The sequence below is a fragment of the Scopulibacillus cellulosilyticus genome, from assembly GCF_042665295.1.
GTDB classification, from domain to species: Bacteria; Bacillota; Bacilli; order Bacillales; family Sporolactobacillaceae; genus Scopulibacillus_A; species Scopulibacillus_A cellulosilyticus.
On sequence record NZ_JBHTCO010000005.1, the window covers coordinates 275,482 to 302,116 of the forward strand.

Here is a 26,635-nt window from a genome sequence, read left to right on the forward strand (position 1 = left end):
AAATAGTCATCTATACTATTATTTATATCGTTTTATTAACGGTTTGCCTATATGAATATTGAATATTTTATAAATTTAAAAAGACCTTATAATAAATGAAATATTTCCACCATTTTAAACGTTGATCAGCTATTTATATTAAAAAGGGATTTGTACCAAGACTAGAGACTTTTAATAATTATCCCTTAATATTTTGTTAATCATCTGCTGGCTCCGGTCAAGATCTTGCTTTACTAATTTCTTGTAAGCCTTGGCTTTCTCATATCCACCTTCTGTAAATTGATAAATTACAATCTCCTGAAAGCCATCTTGACCTTCTCCTTTTAATTTTTTTGTCCGAAATAGTATCCCCTCTTTTGTTAACTCATGCAGCGACTTATAAATTTCTGAATGTGTCGGCCGAAATCCATAAGGCTCAAATTCTTTTCTAAGCAACTGAAGAAATTGCAGTCCATATAATCTATCTTGTTCAACTAAATTGATGAGGTACAGTTTTAACACAGCTCGTTGTTTTGTTAAAAATCGGTTAGCCATAACTTTACTCACCTGCTTGTCATTTCCTATGAAATTATCATATCATATAATTCGACAAGAATTTCCCTTATTAACTAAATTTCTTTAAAATAAGGGCTCTATTGAATATTAAGAACAGTGTTCCTAAAGAACAATAGAAAATAGAAAAAAATTCAAAACTTGTATATAAGGGAATTTTTCACTTTAATTATTTACAGTAATGAAGTGCCATGGCGTTTTTTTCCATATATAGGGATTGTAAAGGCTAATTTATTTTCATTGATTCAAATAATCAGCCAATTATTGGAAAAAAGATATACAGAAAATGATTAAAATTTTTATAAAAGAATAGTGCAATAGAACATATCAAGAGCGTGTTTTAAATAATTTTTATCAAAACACGCTCTTTTTTTACTCGTTTATAGTGGCTGTTTAATTAAACTCTATTCATAGCCGTACTAACTACCCAATTTAAATCTCTATAATTTAAAATTCATCTTAAACTGTGGATCACGAGGCAACCAAACAGCCTGATTGGATCCCCGAGGCATTAGTACAGTCCTATAAGATTCAGGAGTTTCAGACATATGAACTTGATCAGTATATCCTTGATATAGACCGACACTAGTTTGCGCTTGGAATAGCTCCGGCTTCATCTCTTCATATCCTTTTACTTTACCGGCCGTTGCAGCAACATAATCTTTATCAAAGATACCTAGTGAAAGTAGCCATAAAGAGACCCTTGTAAGGGAAACATGAACACGGTAACTTCCGCCTTCTGCAGCTCTTCTAGCCAAAGCAGCCATACAACCTGCCGCAGCTAACCAAGATACTAAGTAGTCATTTACAACATTAATAACAGGTATTTTAGGGCTCTTTTCATCACCTTCAAAAGTCATCATTCCTGTAACAGCACCAGCAACTTGGTCAAATCCAGGACGATTCTTCCACGGGCCTTTGTCTCCATGTGCACTTGTGTTGCAGTAAATGATACCAGGACGCATTTCAGCACACTCTTCAGCAGTCATTCCGATCTCCTCCATTAGCCTTGGTCTGCGATTAGCGAATAAGATATCAGATTCCTTCAACAACTCTTTTAATCGTTTTTGTCCTTCAGAAGCTTTATAATTTAATCTAGCTGAACGCATGCCAACGTTCGCAGTATAATAGGCACCATCATGCTCGAATTCATTCAAACGCCAAATATTCAATACGTCTGCTCCGTGTGCTGCAAATACACGGCCTATTCCGGCTCCTGCTATAACATGTCCTAATCCTAAAGCCCTTACTCCCTCCAACGGTGTTGATGGGTCTTGTGTAAATGGCTCAGGATCACAATCACCGATTTTTTCTATTTCAATTAGAGGTGTATTTTCCAGATAATCTTTATAAACAGGCTCCTTCATAAATTCTTCCAATGTTCGTACCATACCCATGACAATGCCGTTTTTTTCGCCTGCTTTTTCAAGGTCTTCAGCATTCCATTGAGAAATCGCTTCGGCAACCGATTTTGGATCATTTCCACAACCTAACAATTTCTGCATCTTATCCCGTAATTTTGGGTATATATTTGATGGTATAATAAATCGATTATCTTTTGTTTTATAAAATGAAATAAGAGAATAAAGGTTTAGATCTGTCATGTCAAATGGATAACCATTGATACGTTCCAACATTTTATAAGAAACGCCCAATCTTTCTACAGCTTTTGCTAAATCCACATGAAGGTTTTGCCCTTTTCCACCGCGCATTTTATAGATATTGGCTGCGGCAACCGATTTGGCCATGAGCCCTACGGCAGACCCGGCACCTAAGCGCACCGTGCTGTTTACAATTGGATCTGCTCCATAGAAACTAATACCCCCACCAGCGTCCTTTGCAGAAAGCCCTATTTCATTTAAGACCTGTTCTAATTCATTATGAATATCGAAATCTTCTTCTAAAGCTATCCTTGAATGAATAGACTCTTTTAATCTTTCTGTTAATTCTATTTTTGTCATGCTAGCCCACCTCTTCAAGATTCAACTGTATTTTTTGTAAAACAAACATTAGGTTAATTCAGAGGAACAAGCTTTTCCATATGTTTTAATTGTCCTTCCGCACGTAATTCATCTACTCGATTTAGAAGATTTTCACCTTCCACAAGTGCCGCTGTAAGAGATAAATTTTGATTCTGTATTTCTTGACGAACAGCTTCGACAAGCCCTCTTGGATTAAATACTCCGGCATTCACAACTATTTTAATACCTTTTTTCGCAATTAGAGATAATTCCGGTTTTAGTTGTTCTAAGAAAATATCTGCTGAAAATCCATCTAACTTTTCATTATTTCCAATGAATTGTGTGGCGACATTTGCCATAGTGATTTCTGCCATATAATCGCCAATTGCTACATCTACCGGTTCACCATTAACAACCTCTGATAACGCGGTAGTACGATCTCCAAGTGCCCCAGAGAAGTTTGCAACTCGTATAGGTCTTTTCATTGTTATATTTCCTCCTTCAACAAAATTTCCAATGAAAAAATAGCTATTATAACCATGGTTATTTCATATTTAGGTTTTTGATGTTACAATTGTAACATCTATAATTTTAGGGGATTTTCTTTCGTTTAACAATGACCTGCACGGCTACTGTGACAAAAAAGGGGAATTTGTAATAATGGAAAATGGTAACGTACAAAATATTTTAGTAAAAGAATGTATATTTGAGGCGTTTATGATCTTGCTGGCGAATAAGAATTTTAATGATATATCGATCACTGAAATCACTAATAAAGCTGGAGTTTCAAGAATGGCTTATTATAGGAATTATAGTTCGAAAGAAGAAATCATACATGACCATCTCAACGAATTAATTTTGCATTTCTTGAATGAATTTGAAAATAAAGATTCGGTAACCCCATACCAAAAGGCTAAAACCTTTTTTTGCTTTTTTAGACATCATAAAATATTACTTGATAATTTAATTAAATCAAATGTGACATATATCCTTCTGGAACACCTTGAAAAAAATATACATCCTTTATTACAAGCATCATCTTTAGAGTTGGCTAAAAATACGGTGGAAGCCAAATATAAGGCTCATTTTATTGCTGGTGGATTGTTTCAGATATTAATTGAGTGGTGTAAAAACAATATGCTTGAAAGTGATGATCAAATGGCTCAGTTAACCATGGATTTTATACTGGTTAAACACTGAATTCAATTCAATAATGGTAGAGCCAAACCTATACCAATACATTTCTTGGAAATGAAAGATGGGTTAACCAATTCTTAACCCATCTTGGGGTTCCGGCAGAAAAACGCAGAAAACGTACACTAAGCAAATTTCGACATGGAAAAAGCCGATTTTCTTTACGCTAAAACAAAATTGGCAGCATATGGTAAATAATAAAGGGAGAAAATGCATAAACATTTGCTGATATATTAAACTTTAATTTAGAAGAAAACCACCCGAAAAAAAGTGGTATAATATGTACCTAACTTATAATAAGTAGTAAACTTTTGATTGCCCTATAGCCAAAGTTTACACCAAACCCTATTAAAACCAAGCCAGCAATAACTGATAACCATTTTAAAAAGGGGTATCGTCAGGAAAATGCGGATTTACAACGCTAAGCACATTTTCGAGACGATTCCCCCATTTTTAACAACGTTAAGAAAGTTACAATGGTCTTAAAGAATCTATGGAGATTAAATATGAAAAAAGTATTATTATTTTAATCGTATTACTTTGTATTGCAGGAATATTAATAGGGTCGTTTTATTAGGGGTAGTACCAGCGAAGCTGTCACCACCCGCAATAAGGAAATGTCAAGATTACAATAAGTTGTTTAAGTTTAATACTTTCAACGCGCATACCCCTATCTATCCATTATTTAAAATAATTTATTCCTATTGCTTCCCTTACTTCTAAAAGTGTTTCTGCTGCGACTGAACGTGCATTTAGACTTCCTCTTTTCAATACTTCAAACACATAGTCCAGATTTTTTTCATAATAGTTTCGTTTATTTCTAATTGGTCCTAATTCTGCTTGAAGTATATCATTCAAATATCTTTTTACTTTTACGTCTCCTAAACCACCCCGTTTATAATGTTCTTTCATTTCCTCTAATTTCACTTTATCTAAACAAAAGGCGTCTAAGTAAGTGAAGACTGTATTATTCTCCACATTCCCAGGGTCTTCTACTCTAATATGATTTGGATCTGTATACATTGACATAACCTTCTTTTGAATTGCGTCCGGAGAATCCGACAAGTAAATAGCATTATCTAATGATTTACTCATTTTTGCCTTACCATCAATACCAGGTAATCTCACTAATCCCTTTTCCGGAAGTAATGCATTTGGTTCGATTAGTACTTCTCTTTTATAGATAGAATTAAAGCTTCTTACAATTTCTTTAGTTTGTTCAACCATAGGTATTTGATCTTCTCCAACTGGAACCACAGTTGCTTTAAAAGCCGTAATATCCGCAGCTTGGCTAACTGGATAAATAAGAAATCCAGCAGGCAAGCTCTCGTTAAAATTCTTTTCCTTAATTTCATTTTTAACAGTAGGATTTCTTTTAAGTCTAGAGACTGTAACGATATTCAAATAATGCATTGTTAATTCATTAAGCTCAGGTATCTGTGACTGAACAAAGATATTTACTTTGGAAGGATCGATGCCTACTGATAAGTAATCTAACGTTACTTCAGTAAGATGCTTTCTAATTTTCTCAGGATTTCTTGCATTATCAGTTAATGCTTGTTGATCTGCAATCATTATAAAACTGTTATATTGGTCTTGTAATTGAACTCGATTCTTCAACGAACCTATATAGTGCCCAATGTGAAGTTTGCCTGTAGGTCGATCTCCTGTTAACAAAATTTCTTTTTTCATAAGCTCTCTCCTACTTTTCTTATTTTTTAAATAAAAAAACTCCGCCCTAAATTAATAGGACGGAGATTATTTCCGTGTTGCCACCTAAATTGTGTAATTATTTTATTAAATATAATCACACCACTCATTATCGAGTACTAACATACTCTATCTGCTATAAGGTGCAGCCCACCACTTAGATACTCTCTTTATAGATTTCACCTTGTTCCTTAGAGGTCCATTCATTAAATTTCTTCATGCTAGGTTCTCATCTACCCTAACTCTCTGTATTGAAGCTAAATTTAATTACTTCTCCTCATCATAGGACATTGCAATTATTTTATTGTAATTATTATATAAACATATATATTCCAAGGTCAAATCAATTTCTTATTCCGTTGAAGTGCAATCCTTCACAATGAAATAACACGACTGATATTTATAAACAACTTTATGATTTAAAGAACTTAATAATTCATGAACAGAATAGAGTGATTGAAGCTTTTAACTTAACTACTTTTTATAAAATAAAATTTTTTATGAAAACACCGTAACAAAAACGACCCTACTTATCAGGCCCTTTCTGAGTTAGGAAAAGTCATTAAAACCATTTTCTTGTGTGATTATATAGGCTCGGAAGACATTCGGAGAGAAATTAATGAAGGGCTCAATGTTGTAGAGAATTGGAATTCCGCCAACGGGTTTATTTTTTACGGAAAAGGTGGAGAAATTTCAACAAATAGATTGGAAGACCAGGAGATTGCTGTTCTTTCCCTCCATTTATTACAAAATTGTCTTGTGTATATAAATACACTCATGATTCAATCTGTTTTATCAGAAAAGAAATGGATGGATATGATGACTCCGGAAGATTTGAGAGCGTTAAGTCCGCTTATCTACAGCCACGTAAATCCTTACGGCATCTTTAAATTGGATATGATGGAGCGAATTCCAATTGAAGTAGTGCAATCAGAAATGGTGTATTTTTAATTTAATTCCTTATTGCGGGTAGTGACAGCTTCGCTGGTACTACCCCTATGCTCTTCATTAAGTACCCATTGATGAATCCATTTTTCAGCTTCACCAAAACTCATACAGCCAAGACAAAATTTAGAAACATCCAATCCTGTATTTCCAAGTTTCGTATATTCCATTTGATTCGCCTCACTTTCTATGAACAAAGATCAGTTACACCGAAATTTTTACTATTATCCCTTTTTAGGTGGCAGATAATATATGATCTTTCCATGCGTTTGACCCTTGTAAAAATAATGAGCCAAATGTTTTGATACAATTAACCAACTTGAACAGTTGGACGAATAATCATTTCATTGATACCAACATCTGATGGTTGCTCTATTGCGAATGCAATGGCACGAGCAATCCGGTCAGCATCGATTGCCACTTGGTAAAATTCATCTAATCCTGCTTTCATCGTTGGGTCTGTTGTAGTTTCTAATAATTCACTGCTGACAGCCCCAGGAGAAACATTTGTGACACGGATATTTGTCCCATTCATCGCTTCTTCTTGACGCAAGCCTTCAGAAATGGCTTTAACTGCAAATTTGGTACCGCAGTAAACCGTTCCGCCAGGGTAGATGTTATGTCCAGCTACCGAAGAAAGATTAATAACATGACCGGATTTGCGTTCTCTCATAGATGGAACGATAGCAGCGATGGCATACAAAACACCTTTGATGTTGACATCAATCATCTTATCCCACTCATCAACTTTATTTTCATTAAGAAAAGCTTGTGGCATGATTCCGGCATTATTGACTAATACATCTATTTTTCCAAACTTCTTAAGAGTATGGGCAGCGAGTTCTTCCATTTGTGTAAGAGAAGTCACATCTGTCACTTTATAAATAGCCTGTCCGCCATTATTTTGAATTTCATCTTGTAATTTCTTTAAACGGTCTTCACGACGAGCTGCAAGTACCAATTTCGCACCTTTTGATGCAAGTTCTTTTGCAGCAGCTTCTCCAATCCCGGAAGAAGCACCTGTAATAATGATAACTTTATCTTGAATATGAGACATAATAAATAACACCCTTTCTTAATTTTCAGGAATAATTTCATTGAAACAAGCTAATGCGTTAAGTGTTCTCGGAAAACCCATATATGGCAGGCAGTGGGTGATGGCGGTGATCAAAGTTTCCTTGTCATTACCGACATTCAAGTTTCCCTGCACATGTGCCTTCACTTGACCCTCAGCACCACCGAGCGCACTTATGATGCAGAGTGTTAACAACTCCCGTGTTTTCAAATCGAGCCCGCCACGAGTGTAGAAGTCTCCAAAGCAGAAAGCCGAAAGGTAATCTTGTATATGCTTCTGATTTGATGGGGCACTCTCCCGATTTTTTGCAATAACATCACCAAAAATTTCTACCTGCACTGCAAGTCCCTTGTCAAAACGATTATCTTCTTCAACCTGACTTTGGCTTTCAATTGGTAACTCAATATTCTTTGATTTGAAAACCTCATTTATCTCAGTGATGGCATTAAGTGTTTTGGGGAATCCAATGTACGGAGCACACTGGTAAACTGCCTCTTTTATTTCTACAGGTGTCAGCCCCGCGTTCAGAGCCGCACCAACATGCGCCTTTAGCTGTGGTAACGACTGGTTGGCAGCAAGCACTGCCAGAGTAATAAGCTCACGTTGCTTATCATCCAGATTACCTTGATAAAAAACTTCCCCAAAAATGAATCGGCTCAGGATGTCCTGAAAATCAGGATCAGTAGCGTATGCGGCAGGAACTCCATCGCCAAATAGCTGTTTGTATTTTTCTTTGCTCTTTTCAATACGATCCATAAATTAGCCTCCTGTTGAACTTAATTTATTTCTATTATTTTCAAAGCCAGCTGAACTTATTGCCTATTTAAAATCAATATTGATTGATTAATCAACATCTGTTTACAATTATAAAAAGAAACAAGTTGCTTTCAATGGTTAATTGAACGCAATTCGTTGATTACTCAACATATCAATCAAAATTGTTGAGTAATCAATGAAATTTTTAATGCTAGGCAATTCACTTTTAAGAAAAGGAGGCAGTCTACGTGCCCTCTTTCCTACTTAGAGAGCTCTTTTACCGGGTTATATAGAAAGCTTCGGACGAGAATAGTCACCCAACTTAAAATCAGAAATAACACTCCTGCCCAGACGATGTATTTGATACCCATTCCCGATATCAGTAAACCTCCCACAGCTGTACCGATGCTTATTCCCCAGTTGGAGCAGGACACAAATAATCCGTTTGCAAAATCGGGTGCCTCAGGAGCAGCCGACGTAATCCAATATTGGTTAATATTATTTTGTATGGAAAACAAAATTCCAAATAGCGCCATTATAATTACCATAGAAACTATAAACTCACCTGTGAAAAACCATACAATATAAACGAGCCCCATTATAATCGGAAACAAAATCGCCGTTTTCGAAATACCTGAAAATACCACCGGTAAAACTGGTACAGCAATAGCGACAACAAGCGCAAAATCTGTTTATTACTGAAAAAAAGCAGATGTTCCTAGTTGGAAGATCGGCTTTTTTAGGTTAAAATTCACAATTCGTGTTTCTTTAATGCTATTTTTGATATTGTGCAATTTGGAAATAAAAGTAAGCCTATGACCCATTTTTACACGTATCTCGGTTTAGCCCCAATAACATCCTTTCTTAATAAACTTTTTTCTTTTTCTTTTGAAAACAATTCTTTAATAATAGGCAACTTTTATAGAATGTTGAATTAATTCCTATCTAGAAAATTGATTTATAGGACTATATTTGTAGTTTCTCATTAAAATAAATACTAAACTCAATATTAAGAATAGGAATCCGCCTAATACGACGTACTGTGTACCCATTCCTGATATAACTAATCCGCCTACCGATGTACCGGTTGTTACCCCTAAGTTACCGGATGCTAGAAACAATCCATTCGAGAATTCAGGGGCTTCTGGAGCTGCAGACGTAATCCAATATTGACTAATATTATTACCTATAGCCACTACTATTCCAAAAATCAAAACAATTAATGCCATAGGTACAGTGAACTGTCCTATTAAGAACAATAAGATGTAAACGGCCCCTAATACGAATGGAAAAGATGCTACAGATATTATGGCATTTTTAGTAAGCAACTTCCCGGCGACGATGTTTCCTATTATACTTGCCCCACCGAATATGAATAACATTAAACTAATCGTTTTCCCGGGTATATTCGTAATGGTTTCAAGATACTCAGCAAGGTAACTACTAACTCCATACATCGCTGCATTTATAAAAATGACAGCAGCAATGGATAGCCAAGTAATTGGTTTTTTTAATACACTTAATTGAGATCCATAAGAAAGTCTTTCCTCAACAGGCATAGATGGTACAAATAGTAATATAGCAATGAATGCTATAGCATTCACAATAGTAAAGAAAACAAAAGCCATTTCAAGCGAAGTTGTATTAGCAATAAAACTAGAGACTGGTGCACCAAGTATCATCCCCCCCGTTACTCCCATAAATACTTTAGAAGTAGCTTTTGGAGCTTCTTCCTTGCTAACTGAGGCTGCTGCTGCGGTCAAAGCTATTGAGACATAAACTGGATGTAAAAAGGCTGGAATCACACGAGCAATTAATAAAATGGTAAAGTTTGATGCAAATATGGAGACAATGTTACCCAGAACAAAAACACCTAGTACAAGTAACATTACCTTCTTGCGATTTATGCTCGAAAACAATAACGGCATAGTTGGCCCAGATATTGCAACAGCAAGTGCAAAGAGACTCACTAGCAACCCTGCTTTGGATATACTGATATGGAAATGATCAGCAATTAAAGGTAATATCCCAACGATCCCCATTTCCGTATTTAAGATACCGAATACACCTATGGTCAATATTAATATAAGTAAATTATTTCGTTTAGCCACAAAATTCGCCTCCTACTTTCATTAATGATAAAACTCGAAAAATAAACAGATGCTGATTAATCAGCATCTGTTTATAATTATAAAAAGAAAAAGGATGTTTTCAATCGTTAAATGAACGCTATTTGTTGATTATTCAACAAATCTATCAAAACTGCTGATTATCTGGAAAGATTAGTGACCTAACAATGTCTAAAGTGGATAGAAGAATAACCAAAAGCCAGGAAGCTATCAAAAAAGCTGTTATCGAACCGATGTCTGATAAAAATTTTGATGATATTACCATTCAGGATATTGCTGACCGAGCAAATGTTAACCGAGGAACCATTTATCTTCATTAATTGGATAAGTTTGATTTACTGGAAAAATCATTGAAGAACATATTAATGAACTAAGGATAATGTGCGAATCAGCAGCTGAAATGGATTTAGATTTTGTAATGTAGTGAGATGAAGAAGATTGTAACTGAAGTGTCTGAAAGGTGAGAAAGGGATAGTTTCGATGATGGTTAAAGTAAAAGTTGGTAATAAAGCTAGGTATTATTACTAACTAATTATAAACACTTTATAAATTTATTAAAAAAAAATCCAATCTCTCCATTTAGTAAAATGTACCCTGTAGAGTAGACACGTAAAAAGTCTACCTATAGGGTATTTTTTATTGAGAAATTGGTTTCTTTCATTTAAGTCGTCACTTTTTTCAGCTCTTGTTTGATTTCCGCACAGCGTCCTGGAGACGGAAATAATTTGCCGGGATTTAATAAATTATTCGGATTAAAAACATCACGAATTTCTGTCTGGGCATTAATTTCCTCATCGGTGAAAATAAAACGCATTTCTTCCTTTTTCTCAATACCGACACCATGTTCGCCCGTAATAGAACCGCCGGCATCAGCACAAGCCTTCAGACATTGTGAACCTGCCTCTAACGCCCGTTCGGTTTCCCCGGGAATTCTTGCATCAAACAAAATCAGGGGATGCAGGTTCCCGTCACCTGCATGAAAAATATTCGCAATCCGAAGATCGTAGGCATTACTAATTTGATTTATTCTTTCCAATACTTCCGGCAATTTACTTCGCGGGATAACTCCGTCTTGAACCAAATAATCCGGGGAAATGGCACCCATTGCCCCAAACCCCGTTTTTCTGTTTGCCCACCATCTTGCCCGCTCTTGTTCATCAGCCGCCACTTTAACTTCCCTTACATTCCTCTTTCGGCACACGTCCAGGATCTCATTAATCTGATCTTCAATACCGCAAGAAATACCATCGACCTCTATCAATAGAAGGGCCTTCAGACCTTTAGGATGACCGACAGGAAACGCTGCCGCTTCAACGCCCTCGATCGCTGTTTCGTCCATCATTTCTAATGCCGCAGGAACAATACCGGCGGAAATAATATCAGAAACAGCGAAACTTGCGTCTGCTATATTATCAAAATATGCGAGAACGGTTTTCTTATCTTCCGGGTTTTTCAAAATACGTACAGTAATTTTTGTCACGATTCCCATTGTCCCCTCGGAACCTGTCAAAAGCCCCATCAGATCATATCCGGGTACATCAGGGATCCCTTCATCAGCGATTTGGATCACTTCTCCATTAGGGAGAACAACCTCAAGACCTAGAATATGATTTGTTGTGACACCGTATTTTAGGCAGTGGGCACCGCCCGCATTCTCAGCCACATTACCGCCGATTGTACAGCAATACTGGCTGGAAGGATCCGGGGCATAATAATATCCCTTATCTGCAATTGAATTTGTCAGTTTCAAATTAACAAACCCTGGTTGGACAACCGCTTGACGATTTTCGAAATCAACATGCAATAGCTTTTTCATTTTGACAAGACTGATAATCACTTCACCGCCCATTGGGATAGCGCCTCCGCTTAGACCGGTCCCAGCTCCCCGTGCGATAAATGGAATGTTCTCTTCATAAAGAAAGGTCACAATCTTGGAGACCTCTTCCGTCGTCGTTGGGAAGACAACTGCTTTAGGCATGCCTTTATGAAGGGTGAAGCCATCGCATTCATAAGCGGTTAAGTCTTCTTTATGATGAAGCACCGCACCGGGACCAACGATTTTCATTAACGTCTGAATCGTTTTATCCCCTTTTGCTGCGATCTTCTTTTTAAACATCAGTCTCCCTCCCTATTGTAACTATATCCATTTTATCTTTCTTAAGCGATTCTTCTTTCTCATAAGCCCAGTCCAACAGCTGGATGGTATGGACAACCTTTTCACTTCGGCCATGGCGGCATACGCCTATTGCCATTTGCAGCATACAGCCGGGATTCCCCATGGAAATCATCTCGATATTGTCAGGGATATCTTCCATTTTTCTGTCAAGTACTGCTCCCGCCATTTCCGGATTGGTTAAATTATAGATACCTGCGCTGCCGCAACAGCGGTCAGAATTCGGCAAATCAACCATCTCGACACCTGGGATGTCATGAAGTAATTGCCGGGGTTCTGAACGGACACCTTGTCCGTGGGCTAAATGGCATGCATCGTGATAGGTCACTCTTGTATTCACTTCAGCCTTTGGTTTTCGGTAGCCGCTGTCGATCAAAAATTTTGACACATCAACCACTTTATTTGCAAAAGCTTCAGCTTTCTCTCTATATTCCGGATCTTCGCGGAAGAGTTCAGGGTACTCTTGTAAGGCGCAGCCGCAGCCTGCCGCATTGACAATCACTTTTTCGCAGTCTTTGAATGCATCAATGTTTTGCTTGGCAAGTCTTCTTCCCTCTTCGCGATCCCCGGCATGGATATGAAGCGCCCCGCAACATCGCTGTTCTCTTGGGACCGTAACCTCATACCCATTCCGAGTCAACACTCGAAGGGTCGCTTCATTCACATCACTGAACATGACATCCATCACACAGCCGGTTAACATTGCAACCCGTTGTTTTGTTGGTCCCTCGGCGGGATTGACCTTAGGGTATTTTTTCATAACAGGCTTTTGAACTTTTGGCATAACGGCTTCCATGTCACGTAAATGTTGAGGAAGAATATTTAACATCCCAGTCTTTTTGGCAAAGCTCTCAAGACCGCTTTTTTGTAAAAATTGCAGCAAACGGCCCAATGTGTGCAAGCGATTTGGATACGGGAATATCCCGCGAAGGAAGACTTTATGCATCGATCCCTTCCATCCCTTCAGAGGCATCGCTTTACGAACCTGTCCCCGCGCTTCCTCAATTAATCCGCCGACTTGAACATTCGCAGGACAAGCCGTTTCACAGGCGCGGCAATCAAGGCAGGTGAAAACAGGATCCATAAACTGCTCATTAAGTTCGATTTTACCTTCTGATACCGCCTTGATTAAATGGACGCGTCCTCGCGGTGATTGATGTTCATGCCCCGTTTCTAAATAGGTCGGACAGGATTCAAGACACATGCCGCAATGGACACAATCCGCCCATTTATTTTCATCAGGCTGATCAACTCCTTCAAGAAAGTTACTTAAACTTTTCGATGGACAAGGGGGTATATCAGGAGCAGCCAGTGCGTCGTTAATCTTATGATTACCCATTTTATAACCCTCCTACAAAACGATTAGGATTTAACACACCGTTAGGGTCAATGGCACGCTTAATGCCTTCCAGCAAAGAAAAGTAATTTGGTTTTTCGCCCCAGATATTTAATCTCTGTCTTAATTTCAGCGGCGAATGTTGAACAACTACATAGCCCTTTTTTTGTTCGACAAACTGACGGATTTTTTCCACAGAGGCGATCAGCGTCTCATCATCACCCTCTAAATAGACACGGGAAATACCATGCCCCATCCCTCCATGAGCTTCTACGTCCAACCCATCGGATTTACCCAGTCTGTGGCAGTATTCAAGAATCGTAAACACATCACTATTTTTGCTGCCGACTTTTAAGGCTATTTTGACATTTCCTTGATCTGTGACATTCTCCAAGGAACCGTTTGGGCCTATCCTGGAAAATGTACCCCACCAATCTTTTGCTTCCTTTTGCCGGAAAATATGACAATTCCAATTCTGAGGCATGTTCGCTTTGAGCCAATTCTCTTGATAACGGACTGCTTTTTCCCGATCTTCAAATGTCACCGCAAGAGCATATGCCCTCTCACCTAATAATTGATAGGTTAGGTCAGGTGTCAGGCATTCTAGTGTCACAGGTTCGATCACAGAGTTTAATACGGATGCCATAAAAGGATGAATCTCTTTCATTTGTTCTTCGGAAAAGGTCAATACTATTAAACTTTTATATTTGGGCAATGGCCGGAGCTTGAGCGTCACTTCACTAATTACACCAAGCGTCCCCATCGAACCCACAAACAGCTTGTTCATATCGTAACCGGCCACATTTTTTACGACCTTTCCGCCAGTGCGAATCACCCTTCCGTCAGGGTAAACCACGCGAAGACCGATAACAAAATCTCTTGCAGATCCATATTTCAGCCGCTTTGGTCCGCTGTCATTTGCCGAGATGACGCCGCCGATTGTCGCATGCTCCGGCCAGGCGGGGTCAATAGGGATCATTTGCCCGCGATTTGCGAGATAATCCATCATTTCTTTTATTGTTGTTCCTGGGCGTACAGTCATTGTCAGGTCACCTGTTGTATGCTCAAGTATCCCTTTGAATTGGGACAATGAGAGCAAGATATCAGCTTTATCTGTTGTACCGCCGAATCCCCTTTTTGTCCCTCCGCTTACAGGTATAATTTTTTTTCCATTTTGATTTGCATATTTTAAAATAGCAGCTATCTCATTCTCAGACCTTGGAAAAACGTGATACAACCCGTTATTCCCTAATTGATGGGGAAAATCTCCCTCTTTTAACTGGTCTTCTTCCACTATTGTCCGTAAATCGGAAATTACCAATGTCTCCCCTCCTCTTGTTCTTATTGAGCAGCAAACATTATTTGTTTTGATGACGCCCTGTTACAGTTTGCTGCAATAATTCTTCAACATAGGATAAATGGTAAAACATCTCCTTACGCGCTTTTTCTGTATGACCGCTTTCAATTGCCTGGTAAATAGCAATATGTTGCCGCTGAATCGTTTCCTTTAATCTGTTGTCCGACTGAATAATCGTATGGCAATCAATCATCGCCTTTTGAATGCTTGATGAGACAGTTTGCATTAATTGTACAAGGATGTCGTTTTGGGTGGCTTTCACAATGGCAAGATGGAATTGATAATCAGATTCCCATCCTTGGTTGTTTTCTTCATTTTTTAAATAATCGAGAGCTTCCTTCATCTCATGCAAATGATACGGTGTATGGTAAATAGCGGCGGTTTCAGCAATGCCCGTCTCTAAAACCTTGCGGACGCCAAAAAGCTGGCTAATATCCTTTTCATTTAGAAGTAATAGGCCATCAAATAAAAGCGAGGTGTCAAATCTGCGAATAAAAGAACCCTCACCTTGCTTGACATCCAGAACCCCTTTGCCTTTCAATGTTGTTAAGGCATCACGAACAGCGGAACGCCCAACACCAAAAAGCTCGCATAATTCCCGGACAGAGGGAAGTTTGTCTCCGGGATTGACTTGGCCTTTTTCAATCCACTGTTCGATTTGTTCAGAAATGCGATCCGAAACATTTTTTGTTGTTTGTTTTTCCGCCTCAAACAGATGTGCCCCCTCCTTTATTTCTTTCAGTTATCAGATATCTGATAAGTTAAATCTATTAAAACATCGGGATATTTATTCGTCAACTGACAATTTAGAATTTTTTAATAAATATTTTTAAAATTGAACTATAATCTATACATTGAAAAGACCATTCTTTTTCAGGTTTGAAACGGGTTTTAAACAACAAACAGAATTGTGTTGCAATTCAAAAAATAAAATGGTAAAATTTCTAAAAATAAGAAAGGGGGAATCTTTTTAGGGTAACATCAATTAATTACCCTAGATGCAGGCGATAATAGGCTTCATAATGAAAGCGCTGTCAATATTTCTAAAGAGACTTGGCATCTCCGTTTTTAACGATAAAAGGTTAAAGTGTGACTTAAATATCACTAATCTTAAAAGAATTAGGAGGTACATATGAACTGGACACAGGTTTATAATCCAACAGGAAACATGGTTTTGTCTTTTATAGTGGCACTTATTCCGATTTTATTTTTCTTTTGGGCACTTGCAATTAAAAAGATGAAAGGCCATTATGCTGGATTATTAACAGTTCTGATTGCTATATTAGTCGCTGTCATCTTTTATGGCATGCCAATCTCTCTGGCGATCGAATCAACTGTTCTGGGTGCGGCAAATGGCTTATGGCCGATTGGATGGATTATTGTTGCTGCTGTATTTCTTTATAAGTTAGCAGTCAAAGCTGGACAGTTTGAATTGATGCGGAGCTCGATTGCCAGCCTGACAGAAGACCGCCGGCTGCAGGCGTTATTAATCGCCTTTTCATTCGGTGCATTCTTAGAAGGGGCTGCCGGGTTTGGAACACCTGTAGCCATTGCTGGCGCTTTGCTTGCGGGCATAGGCTTTAATCCTTTTTATGCGGCGGGACTTTGTTTAATTGCCAATACGGCACCTGTAGCTTTTGGTGCCATTGGCAGTCCGATTATTGCCGCCGCTCAGGTATCAGGAATTAATTCCGATATTTTAAGCCAAATGATCGGCAGACAGTTACCTGTATTGTCCGCCTTTGTTCCGTTCTGGCTAATATTTATTATGGCCGGTTGGAAGAAAACAATCGAAGTTTTACCGGCAATATTGGTTTGCGGGCTTTCCTTTGCCGTCACTCAATTTTTAACTTCCAACTACCTGGGTCCCGAGCTGCCGGATATCGCTTCATCTATTGTCAGTCTTGTCGCACTCGCCCTTTTTCTAAAAATTTGGCGTCCAAAATCCATCTTTCGTTTCAAAAATGAAGAACCTCCCGAGAACAAAACTCCAAATAAAACAGCTTACGCCGGGAGCGGCTTGGGAACAACAGAACAAGCTGCAGCACTTCTTAAAAACAAAAAACACAGCGGAGTGCAAATCTTCAAGGCCTGGTCACCATTTCTTTTATTAATCGTGATAATCGGACTTTGGGGAGGGTTTAATTCTGTAAAAAAATTATTAAGCTATGCTACTGTTGAATTCCCCATTCCCGGATTGAATAATGCTATATTTAAGGCGCAGCCTATCGTCGATCACTTAACACCGTATGCCGCCTCCTATAAATGGGATATCTTAGGTGCAGCAGGAACGGCCATTTTGATCACTGCATTTGTTACGAAATTTATATATTCAATGCCATGGAAAATCTGGTGTCAGACATTTATTGAAACGCTGAAGGAATTACGTCATCCGCTGATTATGATTGCTTCTGTCTTGGGATTAGCTTACATTTGCAACTATTCCGGCATGAGTGCAACGCTCGGGCTTGCGTTTGCCTCAACAGGGGTTTTATTCCCATTCTTCGCACCATTGCTTGGATGGACCGGTGTGTTCCTTACCGGTTCAGACACCTCGTCAAATGCCCTTTTTGGTAATTTACAAAGGATTACCGGTCAGCAAATCGGTGTCGATCCGACATTGCTTGTAGCGGCTAATTCCAGCGGGGGTGTCACAGGAAAAATGATTTCCCCGCAATCGATCGCTGTTGCCACTGCAGCCACCGGGCAAGTAGGAAAAGAAGGAAGTTTGTTCCGTTTTACAATGAAACACAGTTTGTTATTTGTTCTTATCGTAAGTGTCATCACTGTTCTGGAAGCTTACGTGATCAGCTGGATTATTCCGTAACCTGCTCTCCATTCTTAATTTTAATGCGGATAAGACTGGTGCGGTTCATAAGGAAAGCCCGAGATAAACTCGGGCTTTTTCAAGTTAATTTAGCTAATTAATCACGACAGACCTGTGATGGTAATTCCACCTTTATAAGGATTTTAATGCTTCAGGAATTGGCGTGCTTCCGGAAACAAGATCAAAGGAACGGTTAAACGTATTTTCCTCAGTAATAGCTGCCAATAAAGTATTCGCTACATCTTCGCGGGGAATAGAACTTCTCGTTAGATTTTCTTTTGCTGTAACCTTTCCTGTCCCCGGTTCATTTAATAATCCTCCGGGTCGAACAATCGTATATGTTAAGCCGCTTGCCTCGAGGATTTTATCTGCATAGTGCTTGGCAACATAGTATGGCTTAATTTGTTCGTTCCAATTTTCGCGGTTGTTCGCTTGAAGGGCGCTTACCATTATAAAGCGTTTGATGCCAGCTTGTTTAGCTGCTTCAATCGTTTTTGCCGCACCATCAAGGTCGATAAGCAATGTTTTATCATACCCTGTTTTACCGCCTGATCCGGCTGTAAAGATCACCGCATCGCATCCTTTGGCCGCTTCTACAATTTCAGACACCGTTCCTTCCAGATTAGCAACCTTAGTTTCGGCTCCTATCTTCTCAAGATTCTCTGTTTGTTCCGGTTTTCTTACCATACCCCTAACAGTATGTTCACTGCTATTTGCCAGAAGTTCTGTCAGCTGACGGCCAATTTGTCCGTTTGCACCTACGACAAAGATCTTCATTTCATCGACTCTCCCTTTTCATAGAATGATCACTATCTTCTTAAGTATCAAAAACATTATAAAGTTATTCAACAATTCTGCTTGGCTGAAATTCAAAAGTGTATTTCATTAATTTGTTTTATTTTTTACTTGGCATATGTTTTGGAATCTCATCCTTAGGAATTTCACCATCGTTTCCCAAATAATAATGCCTCATCGGTTTTAGATGTTCATCTAATTCATAAACAAGCGGTACACCCGTTGGAATGTTCAAGCTCATAATGCCATCAGCCGGAATATTATCCAGGTATTGTACGAGCGATCTTATAAGCGATCTTATCGTATTTCCATGAGAAGATATAATAACCTTCTGACCTGATTGGATTGCCGGTGCTATCGTCTCATGCCAGTATTTTAAGACCCTTTTTTCAGTATCTGCAAGATTTTCAGTTAGAGGAAACTCTTGTTCCTTTAAATCTTTATATTTAGGGTCCGTTGCTTCATATCTTGGATCGTTTTTATGCAACTCGGGAGGTCTGACATTCATTGATCTTCTCCATAAATGTACCTGTTCATCGCCATATTTTTTAGCAGTCTCAGCTTTATTTAATCCCTGCAGTGCACCGTAATGCCTTTCATTTAATCGCCATGACTTATATACCGGAACCCACATAAGGTCCATTTCATGAAGAACAATCCATAACGTTCGGATAGCTCTCTTGAGAACAGACGTGTAGGCCGCATCAAAGATGTAGCCATGTTTCTTTAAGATACACCCCGCATCCCTTGCTTCTTTCAGTCCTTTTTCCGAAAGATCAACATCTGTCCATCCAGTAAATTTATTTTCTAGATTATACAGGCTTTGTCCATGACGAACGAGTACAAGTTTTATCATAATGACTCCTTTCAACAAAAGAACACACATTTAATTGTAATATTTTAAACTGGTACTTATTCTTTGTTTTTACATCCCGTCTATTCAGAACATACCACTTGATTACGATTTATAAACATCAGCAAGAAACGAAAACTATGTAAAAATCAAACTGGTTTTCCTTTATAGTACGGAAAACCAGTAATCAGCCGCTATATCATGCAGAAATCTAAAATTATTAACCGTGACTTTGCCGTGCGGTTATCTGAAAAATTCTTTCAAGTTCACTTAAGGTAAGACGATATAACTGTCTATTCGATACCTTATAAATTCCGGCATCGAGCAATTTTTCAATGTAGTACTGTTTTTTTGCTTCAATGGCCTCACGTAATTGATTGTTCACCCTACTTCCCCCCTCTTTATACCTTCACAAGAACAGACTCTTTTACAAAAAGAACGTAACCCCGTCCCACCCAATCCAGCTTGATAACCCGGCAAAGCAGTAAAAGAAATAATATCAGCATCCCAATGAAACTTCCGGGGATTGGCAAATGAAACAAATATGCCAGACCGTTTCCAATCACTAAAAAACCCGAAAAGGATTAAAAGTTGACTTAACCATTGCCATTTCAATGATCCTTCCCTCCTAACCCTGTCATTTATTTTCCTTTTCAGTTTAAGAAATTCTAAATAGGATTTCAGTATTCTTGTTATAAAAACTGACATGCTTTTTAATTTATGTTATTTAATGTCAGCTTTTATAACATCATCTTGATTAAATTTGAAATAGAAGCTAACTAATGACTTCCTTCAACGTTAAATCTTTTTAGAAATAAAAAATCCAGACCCCCTTAAACTAAAGAAAGTCTGGATTTTTACTTACCTTCATTTAGGAGAACGGTACTTAAATATGGCTGCACGGACATTTTGGATGTTTTTGTTGGAATTTTAAAACTTTAGATACCCATTAAAAGTGTAATTTCTTTGTTGGAAATATAAGCCAATCCCCTAGCACCAAAGGAGATTGGCTTAATTATCTTATACGTTCTCTATGATGTGCTATTTCTATTTATCTTTTAAAACTTTAGCCCTGCGACGATCAATCACATAACTAACTACCGTTATAATTAACCCAATTATTGTTACAAGAGACGCTATCCATGGAACGGTATGCAGACCTGTATGATCAACGGCGAACCCGCCAAGAAATGCACCGCCGGCGTTTCCTAAATTGAACGCTGATTGGTTGGATGTTGAAGCTATCGTCGGAGCATCTTTGGCTACGTTCATAATCCGTACTTGTAATGAAGGGACGATCCCAAAAGCGGCGATTCCCCATATAAAGATCGTTGCAACTGCTAAAATTTTATGTCCATCAGTTATGGAAAACACAGCTAAGATAATTGCTAATAGTGTAAGATTAACGATTAAACTTGGCATTAAACGCCAATCTGCCAGCTTCCCGCCGAGAATATTTCCAATTGTCACCCCAACACCAAACAATACAAGGATTATTGTAACGCTATGTTCTGCAAATCCTGTAATTCTCTCAAGTATAGGTGTAATATAAGTAAATGCTGTAAATACACCGCCAAATCCGAATATGGTCATTAACAATGCAATTGAAACCTGCGGATGCCGGAAAATATTGATCTCTTTACGAAGACTTTGCTGATTATTTGTTTGGACACGCGGCACTAACATCATAATACCTATAAAAGCGATCAATCCTAAAAAGGTGATGATCCAAAAGCTTACCCTCCAGCCGAATTGCTGGCCTATAAATGTGCCGAACGGAACCCCAAGGATGTTAGCAAGTGTCAGACCTGTAAACATAATCGCGACAGCACTTGCCCGTTTTTCCGGACGCACCAGACTTGAAGCGATAATAGAGCCTACACCGAAAAATGTACCGTGAGCAAATGCTGCCACAATACGGGCGATCATTAAGAATGTATAATTTGTTGAAACCGCAGCAAGCGCGTTACCAACAATAAATATAGCCATTAAAATACAAAGAAGCGCTTTGCGCGGCGTACGATAGGTTAGCGCGGTTAGAACAGGTCCGCCTACAGCTACGCCAAGAGCATAACCGGTAATGAGTTGACCGGCTTTAGAGATTGAAACATGCAGATCACCGGCAACATTAGGGAGAAGACCCATAATGACAAATTCGGTCATACCGATGGCAAATGCTCCTATTGTTAATGCTGCTAGAGCAATCGGAAATCCTTGTGTCCGTTTTTTAGGACTGGCTGCTATATTATTTTGCTTTGTTTGTGTACTCATTTTTTACAACTCCTTCCCAATTTTGATTAAGTAAAAAAATGTTAACTATCATTTCTAGCTATTGCCGAAGAAATTTTACCTGCACATTGCTTAACTAATTGACCATAGGTGTCATCCTTCTGCTTCGAGACGCGAACCGAAGGGCCTGAAAGTGCGATAGCTGCAACGACTTTGCCGTTTTTCCAAATAGGGGCAGCTATACAACGGTTCCCGGGTTCTCCTTCTTCATCATCTATGGCATAGCTCATTTCTCTTATATGATGAAGCTCCTTCTCAAACCGGAAGCGATCCGTAATTGTGTTCTCGGTATATTTTTTATAGTCTAAAGCCTTGACGATTCTTTTTTGAACGTCTTCGGTTTGATAAGCAAGAATACATTTTCCTATTGCACTCGTATGGATATCGCTTTTGTTTCCAATTTCCGAGTGTGTGCGTGTTGAATAATGCCCGCTCACCACTTGCGTTGTAACAACTTGTAAACCGTGAATAATACCTATATAGATAGTCTCATTCGTCTTTTCGCACAGTTCCTGCATGGCAGGTACTGCACCCCAATTCCAATCAAAATGAAATGGCGCCTGATTTTGTTGCAAGACAGTTAACACAAGCTCACTGGAAACTTGATAACGATTTTGATCATTTCGTATAATGAAATTGTTTTGTTCCAATGTGTTTACTAAACGATAAGTCGTACTTTTATTGAAACCAAGTGTTTCCATAATCTCTTGAACTGTAATGCCGGGCCGTTCCAGCAACAACCGAAAAATATCTAATCCTTTTTTCAAGGTACCAACTTCATTTGTCAAGGCAACCACCACCCTAATCATATTAAGGGACTTTTAAAAACCGATTTTCATTATATGAGAGGGACTTATCAGTGTCAAATAAAGAAAACCCTTTCTTGAAAATTCCCTATAAAAGGGAAAAGCAAATAGTTAAATACAAAAACGCACCCTGGCCATGTATGTAAAATACAGGCTTTGGGTGCGTTTTTTTAATCTTTTAATCTATATAATTTCTTTGCTTGTACTTCTCCCAGTAAACTGACTGTTATAAAGATCGGCATAAAAACCGTCTTTTGCGAGCAGCTCCTCATGGTTTCCTTTCTCTATCACGCTGCCATTATTCATTACTAGGATAAGGTCAGCGTCCCGAATAGTCGACAGTCTGTGGGCAATGACAAAGCTCGTTCTTCCTTTCATGAGTTCGTTCATCGCCTTTTGAATATACACTTCCGTCCTTGTATCAACACTGCTTGTTGCTTCATCAAGAATAAGGATGGCTGGGTCGGCCAGGATGGCGCGGGCAATGGTCAAAAGCTGTTTTTGACCTTGGGAAATATTCGATCCATCTTCATTCAAGACCGTATCATAACCGTCAGGAAGCGTTCTGATAAAATGATCCGCATGTGCGGCAGTTGCCGCTTCGATAATTTCTTCTTCTGTTGCTTTTTCACGTCCGTAGGCAATATTGTCCCGTATTGTTCCGTTAAATAACCATGTATCTTGAAGCACCATACCAAACAGGCTGTGCAGATTGCCTCGTTTTAATTGTGTAATGTCAATGCCATCAATGGTAATTTTCCCGCTGTTAATTTCATAGAATCGCATTAATAAGTTTACTAGAGTTGTCTTACCGGCCCCCGTTGGTCCTACAATAGCGATTGTTTGGCCCTGTTTGACATCAATATTCATATCTTCGATAAGAATTTCATCTTCTTTATAGCCGAATTTGACATTCTTAAATTGAACATGGCCTTGAGGAGACTGAATAACTTTAGCATCTGTTGCTTCAGGGACTTCTTCCTCTTCATCAAGCACTTCAAAGACACGCTCGGCTGAGGCAATTGTTGATTGAATAATATTGGCGATATTTGCTATTTGTGTTATCGGTTGGGCAAACTGTCTCGCATATTGAATAAACGCTTGAATGTCCCCGATTTTAATAGCATTTTTTGTGACGAGGATACCGCCAACGACACAAACGAGTACATATCCAATGTTAGTGATAAAGCTCATAATCGGCATAATAATACCGGAAATAAACTGCGCCTTCCAACCCGAGTGATAAAGCTTTTCATTAATATCATTGAACTTGGCAACCGATTGTTCTTCTTTACCGAATGCTTTTACAACTGTATGGCCTCCATACATTTCCTCTACATGACCGTTAAGTTCGCCAAGCGCTTTTTGCTGTCCCATGAAATAGGATTGCGACCTTTTAGCAATTGCTTTAGTAGCGAGAAAGCTAAGCGGCAAGGTTATAAAAACGATCAATGTCATTAAGGGACTGATCGTCAGCATCATCACAATAATGCCAATGAAAGTAATGACGGATGTCATCAGCTGCGTCAAACTCTGTTGTAAAGTATTACTGATATTATCTACGTCGTTTACAACTCTGCTTAAAATCTCACCGTGAGTTTTCGAATCAAAAAATTTAAGCGGCAAGCGCGAAAGCTTATCATTCACCCGGTTGCGAAGATCATAAACAATTTTCTGGGCAACACCTGCCATAATATATTGCTGAAAATAACTGAACAAGGCACTTAATATATATAAACAAGCTAATATCAAAAGGATATCCAATATGTAATGAAAATCAATTTTAGCGCCCGGCACGCCTTTGATTTTCATCATGATACCCTCAAATAGTTTCGTTGTAGCCTTCCCCATAATTTTCGGTCCAAGTATACAGAAAAAAGTACTAAGAACAGCTGTTAGGAACACTATAAGCACTTGATATTTATGCGGCTTAAAATAACCAATAAATCGTTTTAGCGTCCCTTTAAAATCTTTTGCTTTTTGTACTGGCATAAAGCGTCCGGGTCCGTGCCCTCTTCCCCGTCCGCCGATCGGCATTTGATTTCTTTGTTGATTACTCATGCGATTTCCTCCTCTGAAAGCTGTGAGGAAACAATTTCTTTATAAACTTTGCAAGTTTCTATCAGCTCTTGATGATGACCGATTCCGGCAATTTCTCCTTCATGTAATACTATAATCCTGTCAGCATCCATGACTGTACTAACCCTTTGAGCAACAATCAGTACCGTAGCATTAACCGTTTCCTCTTTCAATGCCGAACGCAATTTGGCATCTGTTTTGAAATCAAGGGCCGAGAAGCTGTCATCAAAAGCATATATTTCCGGTCTTTTTACAAGCGCACGGGCAATCGAAAGGCGCTGTTTTTGCCCGCCGGATACATTAGTACCGCCCTGCGAAATTACCGAATCAAAGCCGTCTTTCATATGTTTAATAAATTCAGTTGCTTGGGCAATGTCAGCGGCATGCTGCACCTCATCATCTGTTGCATCTTCTTTTCCATAACGAATATTATCCGTAATCGTCCCTGAAAAAAGCACTGCTTTTTGCGGTACCAGACCAATTTTTTCTCTAAGATTTTTTTGGGACATTTCTCTTATATCCACCCCGTCTACTAAAATACTGCCGCTGTCAACATCATAGAATCGAGGAATGAGATTAATAAGCGTTGATTTTCCTGAACCCGTACCGCCAATAATGGCTGTTACTTCACCTGGTTTCGCGCTAAACGAAATGTTTGACAGTGCAGGCTGTTCAGCGCCGGGATAACTAAAGGTTACATTCTGAAATTCAACGTAGCCTTTTTTCGTATCAGCGTCCTTAACCTGTATTGCATCCTTAATATCAGACGATGTATTTAATACTTCGTTAATCCTAACCGCTGAAGCGGACGCTCTGGGAATCATAACGAACATGATAGAAGCCATTATAAGGGCAAACATGATTTGCATAGCATATTGGAGAAATGCCATTAAATCACCGACTTGCATATGTCCATGATTAATACGGAGCCCGCCAAACCAAATAATAGCGATTGAGGAAAAGTTAAGAACGAGCATCATCAGCGGCATTAACGTGGCCATAATTCTATTAACCTTGACTGCTGTACTTGTCAAATCCAGATTCGCTTCGTTAAAGCGCCGTTTTTCATGATCAGTACGATTAAAAGAACGAATGACCCGATTGCCTGTAAGCCCTTCACGCAGTACGCGGTTTAATTTATCCAATTTAACTTGCATGGCTTTAAATAAGGGCATGCCTTTCTTCATGATTGCCAATATCGCAATAGCAAGGATCGGCATTGCAACAACGATGACCAATGACAGCTTTGCATCTTTAGAAACAGCCATAATTATCCCGCCGATACACATGAGCGGTGCACTGATCATCATTCTCATCATTACTGTTAATACTTGCTGTACTTGTGTAATATCATTTGTCGTCCTTGTAATAAGCGATGCTGTACCGATTTTATCAAACTCTTGAAGTGAAAAATTTTCAACATGCGTGAAAACCTTTTGACGCAATATTTTTCCGAAGCCTACTGAGACTTTGGAGGAAAAATAGCTTGCTGCAATCGAAACAACCATCCCCCCGGCAGCAACCAGCAGCATGAACCCGCCAATTTTTAATATATAAGGGATATTTTTCTTCACAATCCCTGTGTCTACAATGTCTGACATCAAAGTCGGCAAATATAGATTAGCAAGGGATTGCATAAAGGTAAGCACTAAAACAATACTGATAGAAATACGAAAAGGTTTTAAAAACCTAAAAAGTCTTATCATGCATGATCATCTCCACTCCATAGTGAATGGTTAATATCGTTACATTAATATAAGTATAACTTAAAAAACGCAGCCATACCTGAAGGGTTTGT

General features: G+C 38.7%; 22 protein-coding genes, 3 pseudogenes and 1 other annotated feature. Of the genes and pseudogenes, 4 read left to right on the plus strand and 21 right to left on the minus strand.

The annotated features are described in order from the left end of the window. Positions 1-171: 171 nt before the first annotated feature. The 3 genes from ACFQRG_RS07860 to ACFQRG_RS07870 all read right to left on the minus strand — a co-directional run bounded on the left by ACFQRG_RS07860 (position 172) and on the right by ACFQRG_RS07870 (position 2,998). The gene (locus ACFQRG_RS07860) at positions 172-534 is read right to left on the minus strand and encodes a Replication termination protein (protein ID WP_380965311.1); all 363 of its coding nucleotides are present in this window, start codon (positions 532-534) and stop codon (positions 172-174) included. Between the two features lie 458 nt (positions 535-992). Next, positions 993-2,513, minus strand: coding sequence for a CoA transferase (locus ACFQRG_RS07865; protein WP_380965312.1), 1,521 nt, complete (start codon positions 2,511-2,513; stop codon positions 993-995). Positions 2,514-2,566: 53 nt separating this feature from the next. Continuing rightward, on the minus strand, positions 2,567-2,998 hold the full coding sequence (locus ACFQRG_RS07870) for an acyclic terpene utilization AtuA family protein (RefSeq protein WP_380965313.1): 432 nt from the start codon (positions 2,996-2,998) through the stop codon (positions 2,567-2,569). A gap of 175 nt (positions 2,999-3,173) precedes the next feature. Here ACFQRG_RS07870 and ACFQRG_RS07875 point away from each other — a divergent pair, with 175 nt between their 5' ends. Continuing rightward, the gene (locus ACFQRG_RS07875; protein WP_380965314.1) at positions 3,174-3,713 is read left to right on the plus strand and encodes a TetR/AcrR family transcriptional regulator; all 540 of its coding nucleotides are present in this window, start codon (positions 3,174-3,176) and stop codon (positions 3,711-3,713) included. Between the two features lie 675 nt (positions 3,714-4,388). Here ACFQRG_RS07875 and trpS read toward each other — a convergent pair. After that, positions 4,389-5,399 (minus strand): tryptophan--tRNA ligase, encoded by a 1,011-nt coding sequence (gene trpS, locus ACFQRG_RS07880; RefSeq protein ID WP_380965315.1) that lies wholly within the window; start codon positions 5,397-5,399, stop codon positions 4,389-4,391. A 52-nt stretch (positions 5,400-5,451) separates the two neighbouring features. Then, positions 5,452-5,710: a binding site (T-box leader), on the minus strand. Between the two features lie 220 nt (positions 5,711-5,930). Here trpS and ACFQRG_RS07885 point away from each other — a divergent pair. Then, positions 5,931-6,368, plus strand: a pseudogene (locus ACFQRG_RS07885) (Tn3 family transposase); the annotation flags it as partial. 50 nt (positions 6,369-6,418) lie between these two features. Here ACFQRG_RS07885 and ACFQRG_RS07890 read toward each other — a convergent pair. The 5 genes and pseudogenes from ACFQRG_RS07890 to ACFQRG_RS07910 all read right to left on the minus strand — a co-directional run. Next, positions 6,419-6,532 (minus strand): annotated as a pseudogene (locus tag ACFQRG_RS07890) (aldo/keto reductase); the annotation flags it as partial. A 140-nt stretch (positions 6,533-6,672) separates the two neighbouring features. After that, positions 6,673-7,419: an SDR family oxidoreductase gene (locus tag ACFQRG_RS07895; RefSeq protein ID WP_380965316.1), complete on the minus strand. Its 747-nt coding sequence runs from the start codon at positions 7,417-7,419 to the stop codon at positions 6,673-6,675. An 18-nt stretch (positions 7,420-7,437) separates the two neighbouring features. After that, positions 7,438-8,193: a carboxymuconolactone decarboxylase family protein gene (locus ACFQRG_RS07900; protein WP_380965317.1), complete on the minus strand. Its 756-nt coding sequence runs from the start codon at positions 8,191-8,193 to the stop codon at positions 7,438-7,440. 260 nt (positions 8,194-8,453) lie between these two features. Then, positions 8,454-8,741, minus strand: coding sequence for an MFS transporter (locus tag ACFQRG_RS07905; RefSeq protein ID WP_380965318.1), 288 nt, complete (start codon positions 8,739-8,741; stop codon positions 8,454-8,456). A 393-nt stretch (positions 8,742-9,134) separates the two neighbouring features. Then, the gene (locus tag ACFQRG_RS07910; RefSeq protein WP_380965319.1) at positions 9,135-10,304 is read right to left on the minus strand and encodes an MFS transporter; all 1,170 of its coding nucleotides are present in this window, start codon (positions 10,302-10,304) and stop codon (positions 9,135-9,137) included. Between the two features lie 185 nt (positions 10,305-10,489). Between ACFQRG_RS07910 and ACFQRG_RS07915 the strand changes: the two are divergent. Then, positions 10,490-10,728 (plus strand): annotated as a pseudogene (locus ACFQRG_RS07915) (TetR/AcrR family transcriptional regulator); the annotation flags it as partial. Between the two features lie 255 nt (positions 10,729-10,983). Here ACFQRG_RS07915 and ACFQRG_RS07920 read toward each other — a convergent pair. The 4 genes from ACFQRG_RS07920 to ACFQRG_RS07935 are packed head-to-tail and all read right to left on the minus strand — an operon-like array spanning position 10,984 to position 15,930. Continuing rightward, positions 10,984-12,438, minus strand: coding sequence for an FAD-linked oxidase C-terminal domain-containing protein (locus ACFQRG_RS07920; protein ID WP_380965320.1), 1,455 nt, complete (start codon positions 12,436-12,438; stop codon positions 10,984-10,986). Beyond that, on the minus strand, positions 12,431-13,834 hold the full coding sequence (locus ACFQRG_RS07925) for a (Fe-S)-binding protein (RefSeq protein ID WP_380965321.1): 1,404 nt from the start codon (positions 13,832-13,834) through the stop codon (positions 12,431-12,433). Before ACFQRG_RS07925 ends, ACFQRG_RS07920 begins: the two co-directional genes overlap by 8 nt. Before the next feature lies 1 nt (position 13,835). After that, positions 13,836-15,152 carry an FAD-binding oxidoreductase gene (locus tag ACFQRG_RS07930; protein ID WP_380965322.1) on the minus strand — a complete coding sequence of 439 codons (1,317 nt, stop codon included), beginning with the start codon at positions 15,150-15,152 and terminating at the stop codon, positions 13,836-13,838. A gap of 37 nt (positions 15,153-15,189) precedes the next feature. Continuing rightward, entirely contained in the window at positions 15,190-15,930 is a 741-nt protein-coding gene (locus ACFQRG_RS07935) for a FadR/GntR family transcriptional regulator (RefSeq protein ID WP_380965391.1), read from the minus strand. A gap of 390 nt (positions 15,931-16,320) precedes the next feature. Here ACFQRG_RS07935 and ACFQRG_RS07940 point away from each other — a divergent pair, with 390 nt between their 5' ends. Continuing rightward, entirely contained in the window at positions 16,321-18,015 is a 1,695-nt protein-coding gene (locus tag ACFQRG_RS07940) for an L-lactate permease (protein ID WP_380965323.1), read from the plus strand. Positions 18,016-18,147: 132 nt separating this feature from the next. On the opposite strand, the gene ACFQRG_RS07945 is transcribed toward ACFQRG_RS07940, so the two are convergent. From ACFQRG_RS07945 to ACFQRG_RS07980, 8 genes are all read right to left on the minus strand, one after another. After that, on the minus strand, positions 18,148-18,792 hold the full coding sequence (locus ACFQRG_RS07945) for an SDR family oxidoreductase (RefSeq protein WP_380965324.1): 645 nt from the start codon (positions 18,790-18,792) through the stop codon (positions 18,148-18,150). Positions 18,793-18,910: 118 nt separating this feature from the next. Then, a complete protein-coding gene (gene gpmA / locus ACFQRG_RS07950; RefSeq protein ID WP_380965325.1) occupies positions 18,911-19,666 on the minus strand; it encodes a 2,3-diphosphoglycerate-dependent phosphoglycerate mutase in 756 nt (251 codons plus the stop codon). Positions 19,667-19,883: 217 nt separating this feature from the next. Then, on the minus strand, positions 19,884-20,048 hold the full coding sequence (locus ACFQRG_RS07955) for a Fur-regulated basic protein FbpA (protein WP_380965326.1): 165 nt from the start codon (positions 20,046-20,048) through the stop codon (positions 19,884-19,886). Continuing rightward, the gene (locus ACFQRG_RS21960; RefSeq protein WP_465270220.1) at positions 20,045-20,278 is read right to left on the minus strand and encodes a hypothetical protein; all 234 of its coding nucleotides are present in this window, start codon (positions 20,276-20,278) and stop codon (positions 20,045-20,047) included. Before ACFQRG_RS21960 ends, ACFQRG_RS07955 begins: the two co-directional genes overlap by 4 nt. A gap of 432 nt (positions 20,279-20,710) precedes the next feature. Continuing rightward, complete coding sequence (locus ACFQRG_RS07965) at positions 20,711-21,934, minus strand: MFS transporter (protein ID WP_380965328.1); 1,224 nt, start codon at positions 21,932-21,934, stop codon at positions 20,711-20,713. A gap of 41 nt (positions 21,935-21,975) precedes the next feature. Next, positions 21,976-22,740 carry an IclR family transcriptional regulator gene (locus tag ACFQRG_RS07970; protein WP_380965330.1) on the minus strand — a complete coding sequence of 255 codons (765 nt, stop codon included), beginning with the start codon at positions 22,738-22,740 and terminating at the stop codon, positions 21,976-21,978. Positions 22,741-22,941: 201 nt separating this feature from the next. Further along, positions 22,942-24,819 carry an ABC transporter ATP-binding protein gene (locus ACFQRG_RS07975; protein ID WP_380965332.1) on the minus strand — a complete coding sequence of 626 codons (1,878 nt, stop codon included), beginning with the start codon at positions 24,817-24,819 and terminating at the stop codon, positions 22,942-22,944. Next, positions 24,816-26,543, minus strand: coding sequence for an ABC transporter ATP-binding protein (locus tag ACFQRG_RS07980; RefSeq protein WP_380965333.1), 1,728 nt, complete (start codon positions 26,541-26,543; stop codon positions 24,816-24,818). Before ACFQRG_RS07980 ends, ACFQRG_RS07975 begins: the two co-directional genes overlap by 4 nt. Positions 26,544-26,635: the final 92 nt, after the last annotated feature.

What these genes read in the sequence shown, in the direction of transcription:
- ACFQRG_RS07925 (WP_380965321.1), bottom strand. Translation starts at nt 13,834, where the DNA reads ATGGGTAATCATAAGATTAACGACGCACTGGCTGCTCCTGATATACCC.
- ACFQRG_RS07920 (WP_380965320.1), bottom strand. Translation starts at nt 12,438, where the DNA reads ATGTTTAAAAAGAAGATCGCAGCAAAAGGGGATAAAACGATTCAGACG.
- ACFQRG_RS07860 (WP_380965311.1), bottom strand. Translation starts at nt 534, where the DNA reads ATGGCTAACCGATTTTTAACAAAACAACGAGCTGTGTTAAAACTGTAC.
- gpmA (WP_380965325.1), bottom strand. Translation starts at nt 19,666, where the DNA reads ATGATAAAACTTGTACTCGTTCGTCATGGACAAAGCCTGTATAATCTA.
- ACFQRG_RS07905 (WP_380965318.1), bottom strand. Translation starts at nt 8,741, where the DNA reads ATGGTAATTATAATGGCGCTATTTGGAATTTTGTTTTCCATACAAAAT.
- ACFQRG_RS07865 (WP_380965312.1), bottom strand. Translation starts at nt 2,513, where the DNA reads ATGACAAAAATAGAATTAACAGAAAGATTAAAAGAGTCTATTCATTCA.
- ACFQRG_RS07900 (WP_380965317.1), bottom strand. Translation starts at nt 8,193, where the DNA reads ATGGATCGTATTGAAAAGAGCAAAGAAAAATACAAACAGCTATTTGGC.
- trpS (WP_380965315.1), bottom strand. Translation starts at nt 5,399, where the DNA reads ATGAAAAAAGAAATTTTGTTAACAGGAGATCGACCTACAGGCAAACTT.
- ACFQRG_RS07870 (WP_380965313.1), bottom strand. Translation starts at nt 2,998, where the DNA reads ATGAAAAGACCTATACGAGTTGCAAACTTCTCTGGGGCACTTGGAGAT.
- ACFQRG_RS07945 (WP_380965324.1), bottom strand. Translation starts at nt 18,792, where the DNA reads ATGAAGATCTTTGTCGTAGGTGCAAACGGACAAATTGGCCGTCAGCTG.
- ACFQRG_RS07975 (WP_380965332.1), bottom strand. Translation starts at nt 24,819, where the DNA reads ATGAGTAATCAACAAAGAAATCAAATGCCGATCGGCGGACGGGGAAGA.
- ACFQRG_RS07895 (WP_380965316.1), bottom strand. Translation starts at nt 7,419, where the DNA reads ATGTCTCATATTCAAGATAAAGTTATCATTATTACAGGTGCTTCTTCC.
- ACFQRG_RS07965 (WP_380965328.1), bottom strand. Translation starts at nt 21,934, where the DNA reads ATGAGTACACAAACAAAGCAAAATAATATAGCAGCCAGTCCTAAAAAA.
- ACFQRG_RS07875 (WP_380965314.1), top strand. Translation starts at nt 3,174, where the DNA reads ATGGAAAATGGTAACGTACAAAATATTTTAGTAAAAGAATGTATATTT.
- ACFQRG_RS07980 (WP_380965333.1), bottom strand. Translation starts at nt 26,543, where the DNA reads ATGATAAGACTTTTTAGGTTTTTAAAACCTTTTCGTATTTCTATCAGT.
- ACFQRG_RS07940 (WP_380965323.1), top strand. Translation starts at nt 16,321, where the DNA reads ATGAACTGGACACAGGTTTATAATCCAACAGGAAACATGGTTTTGTCT.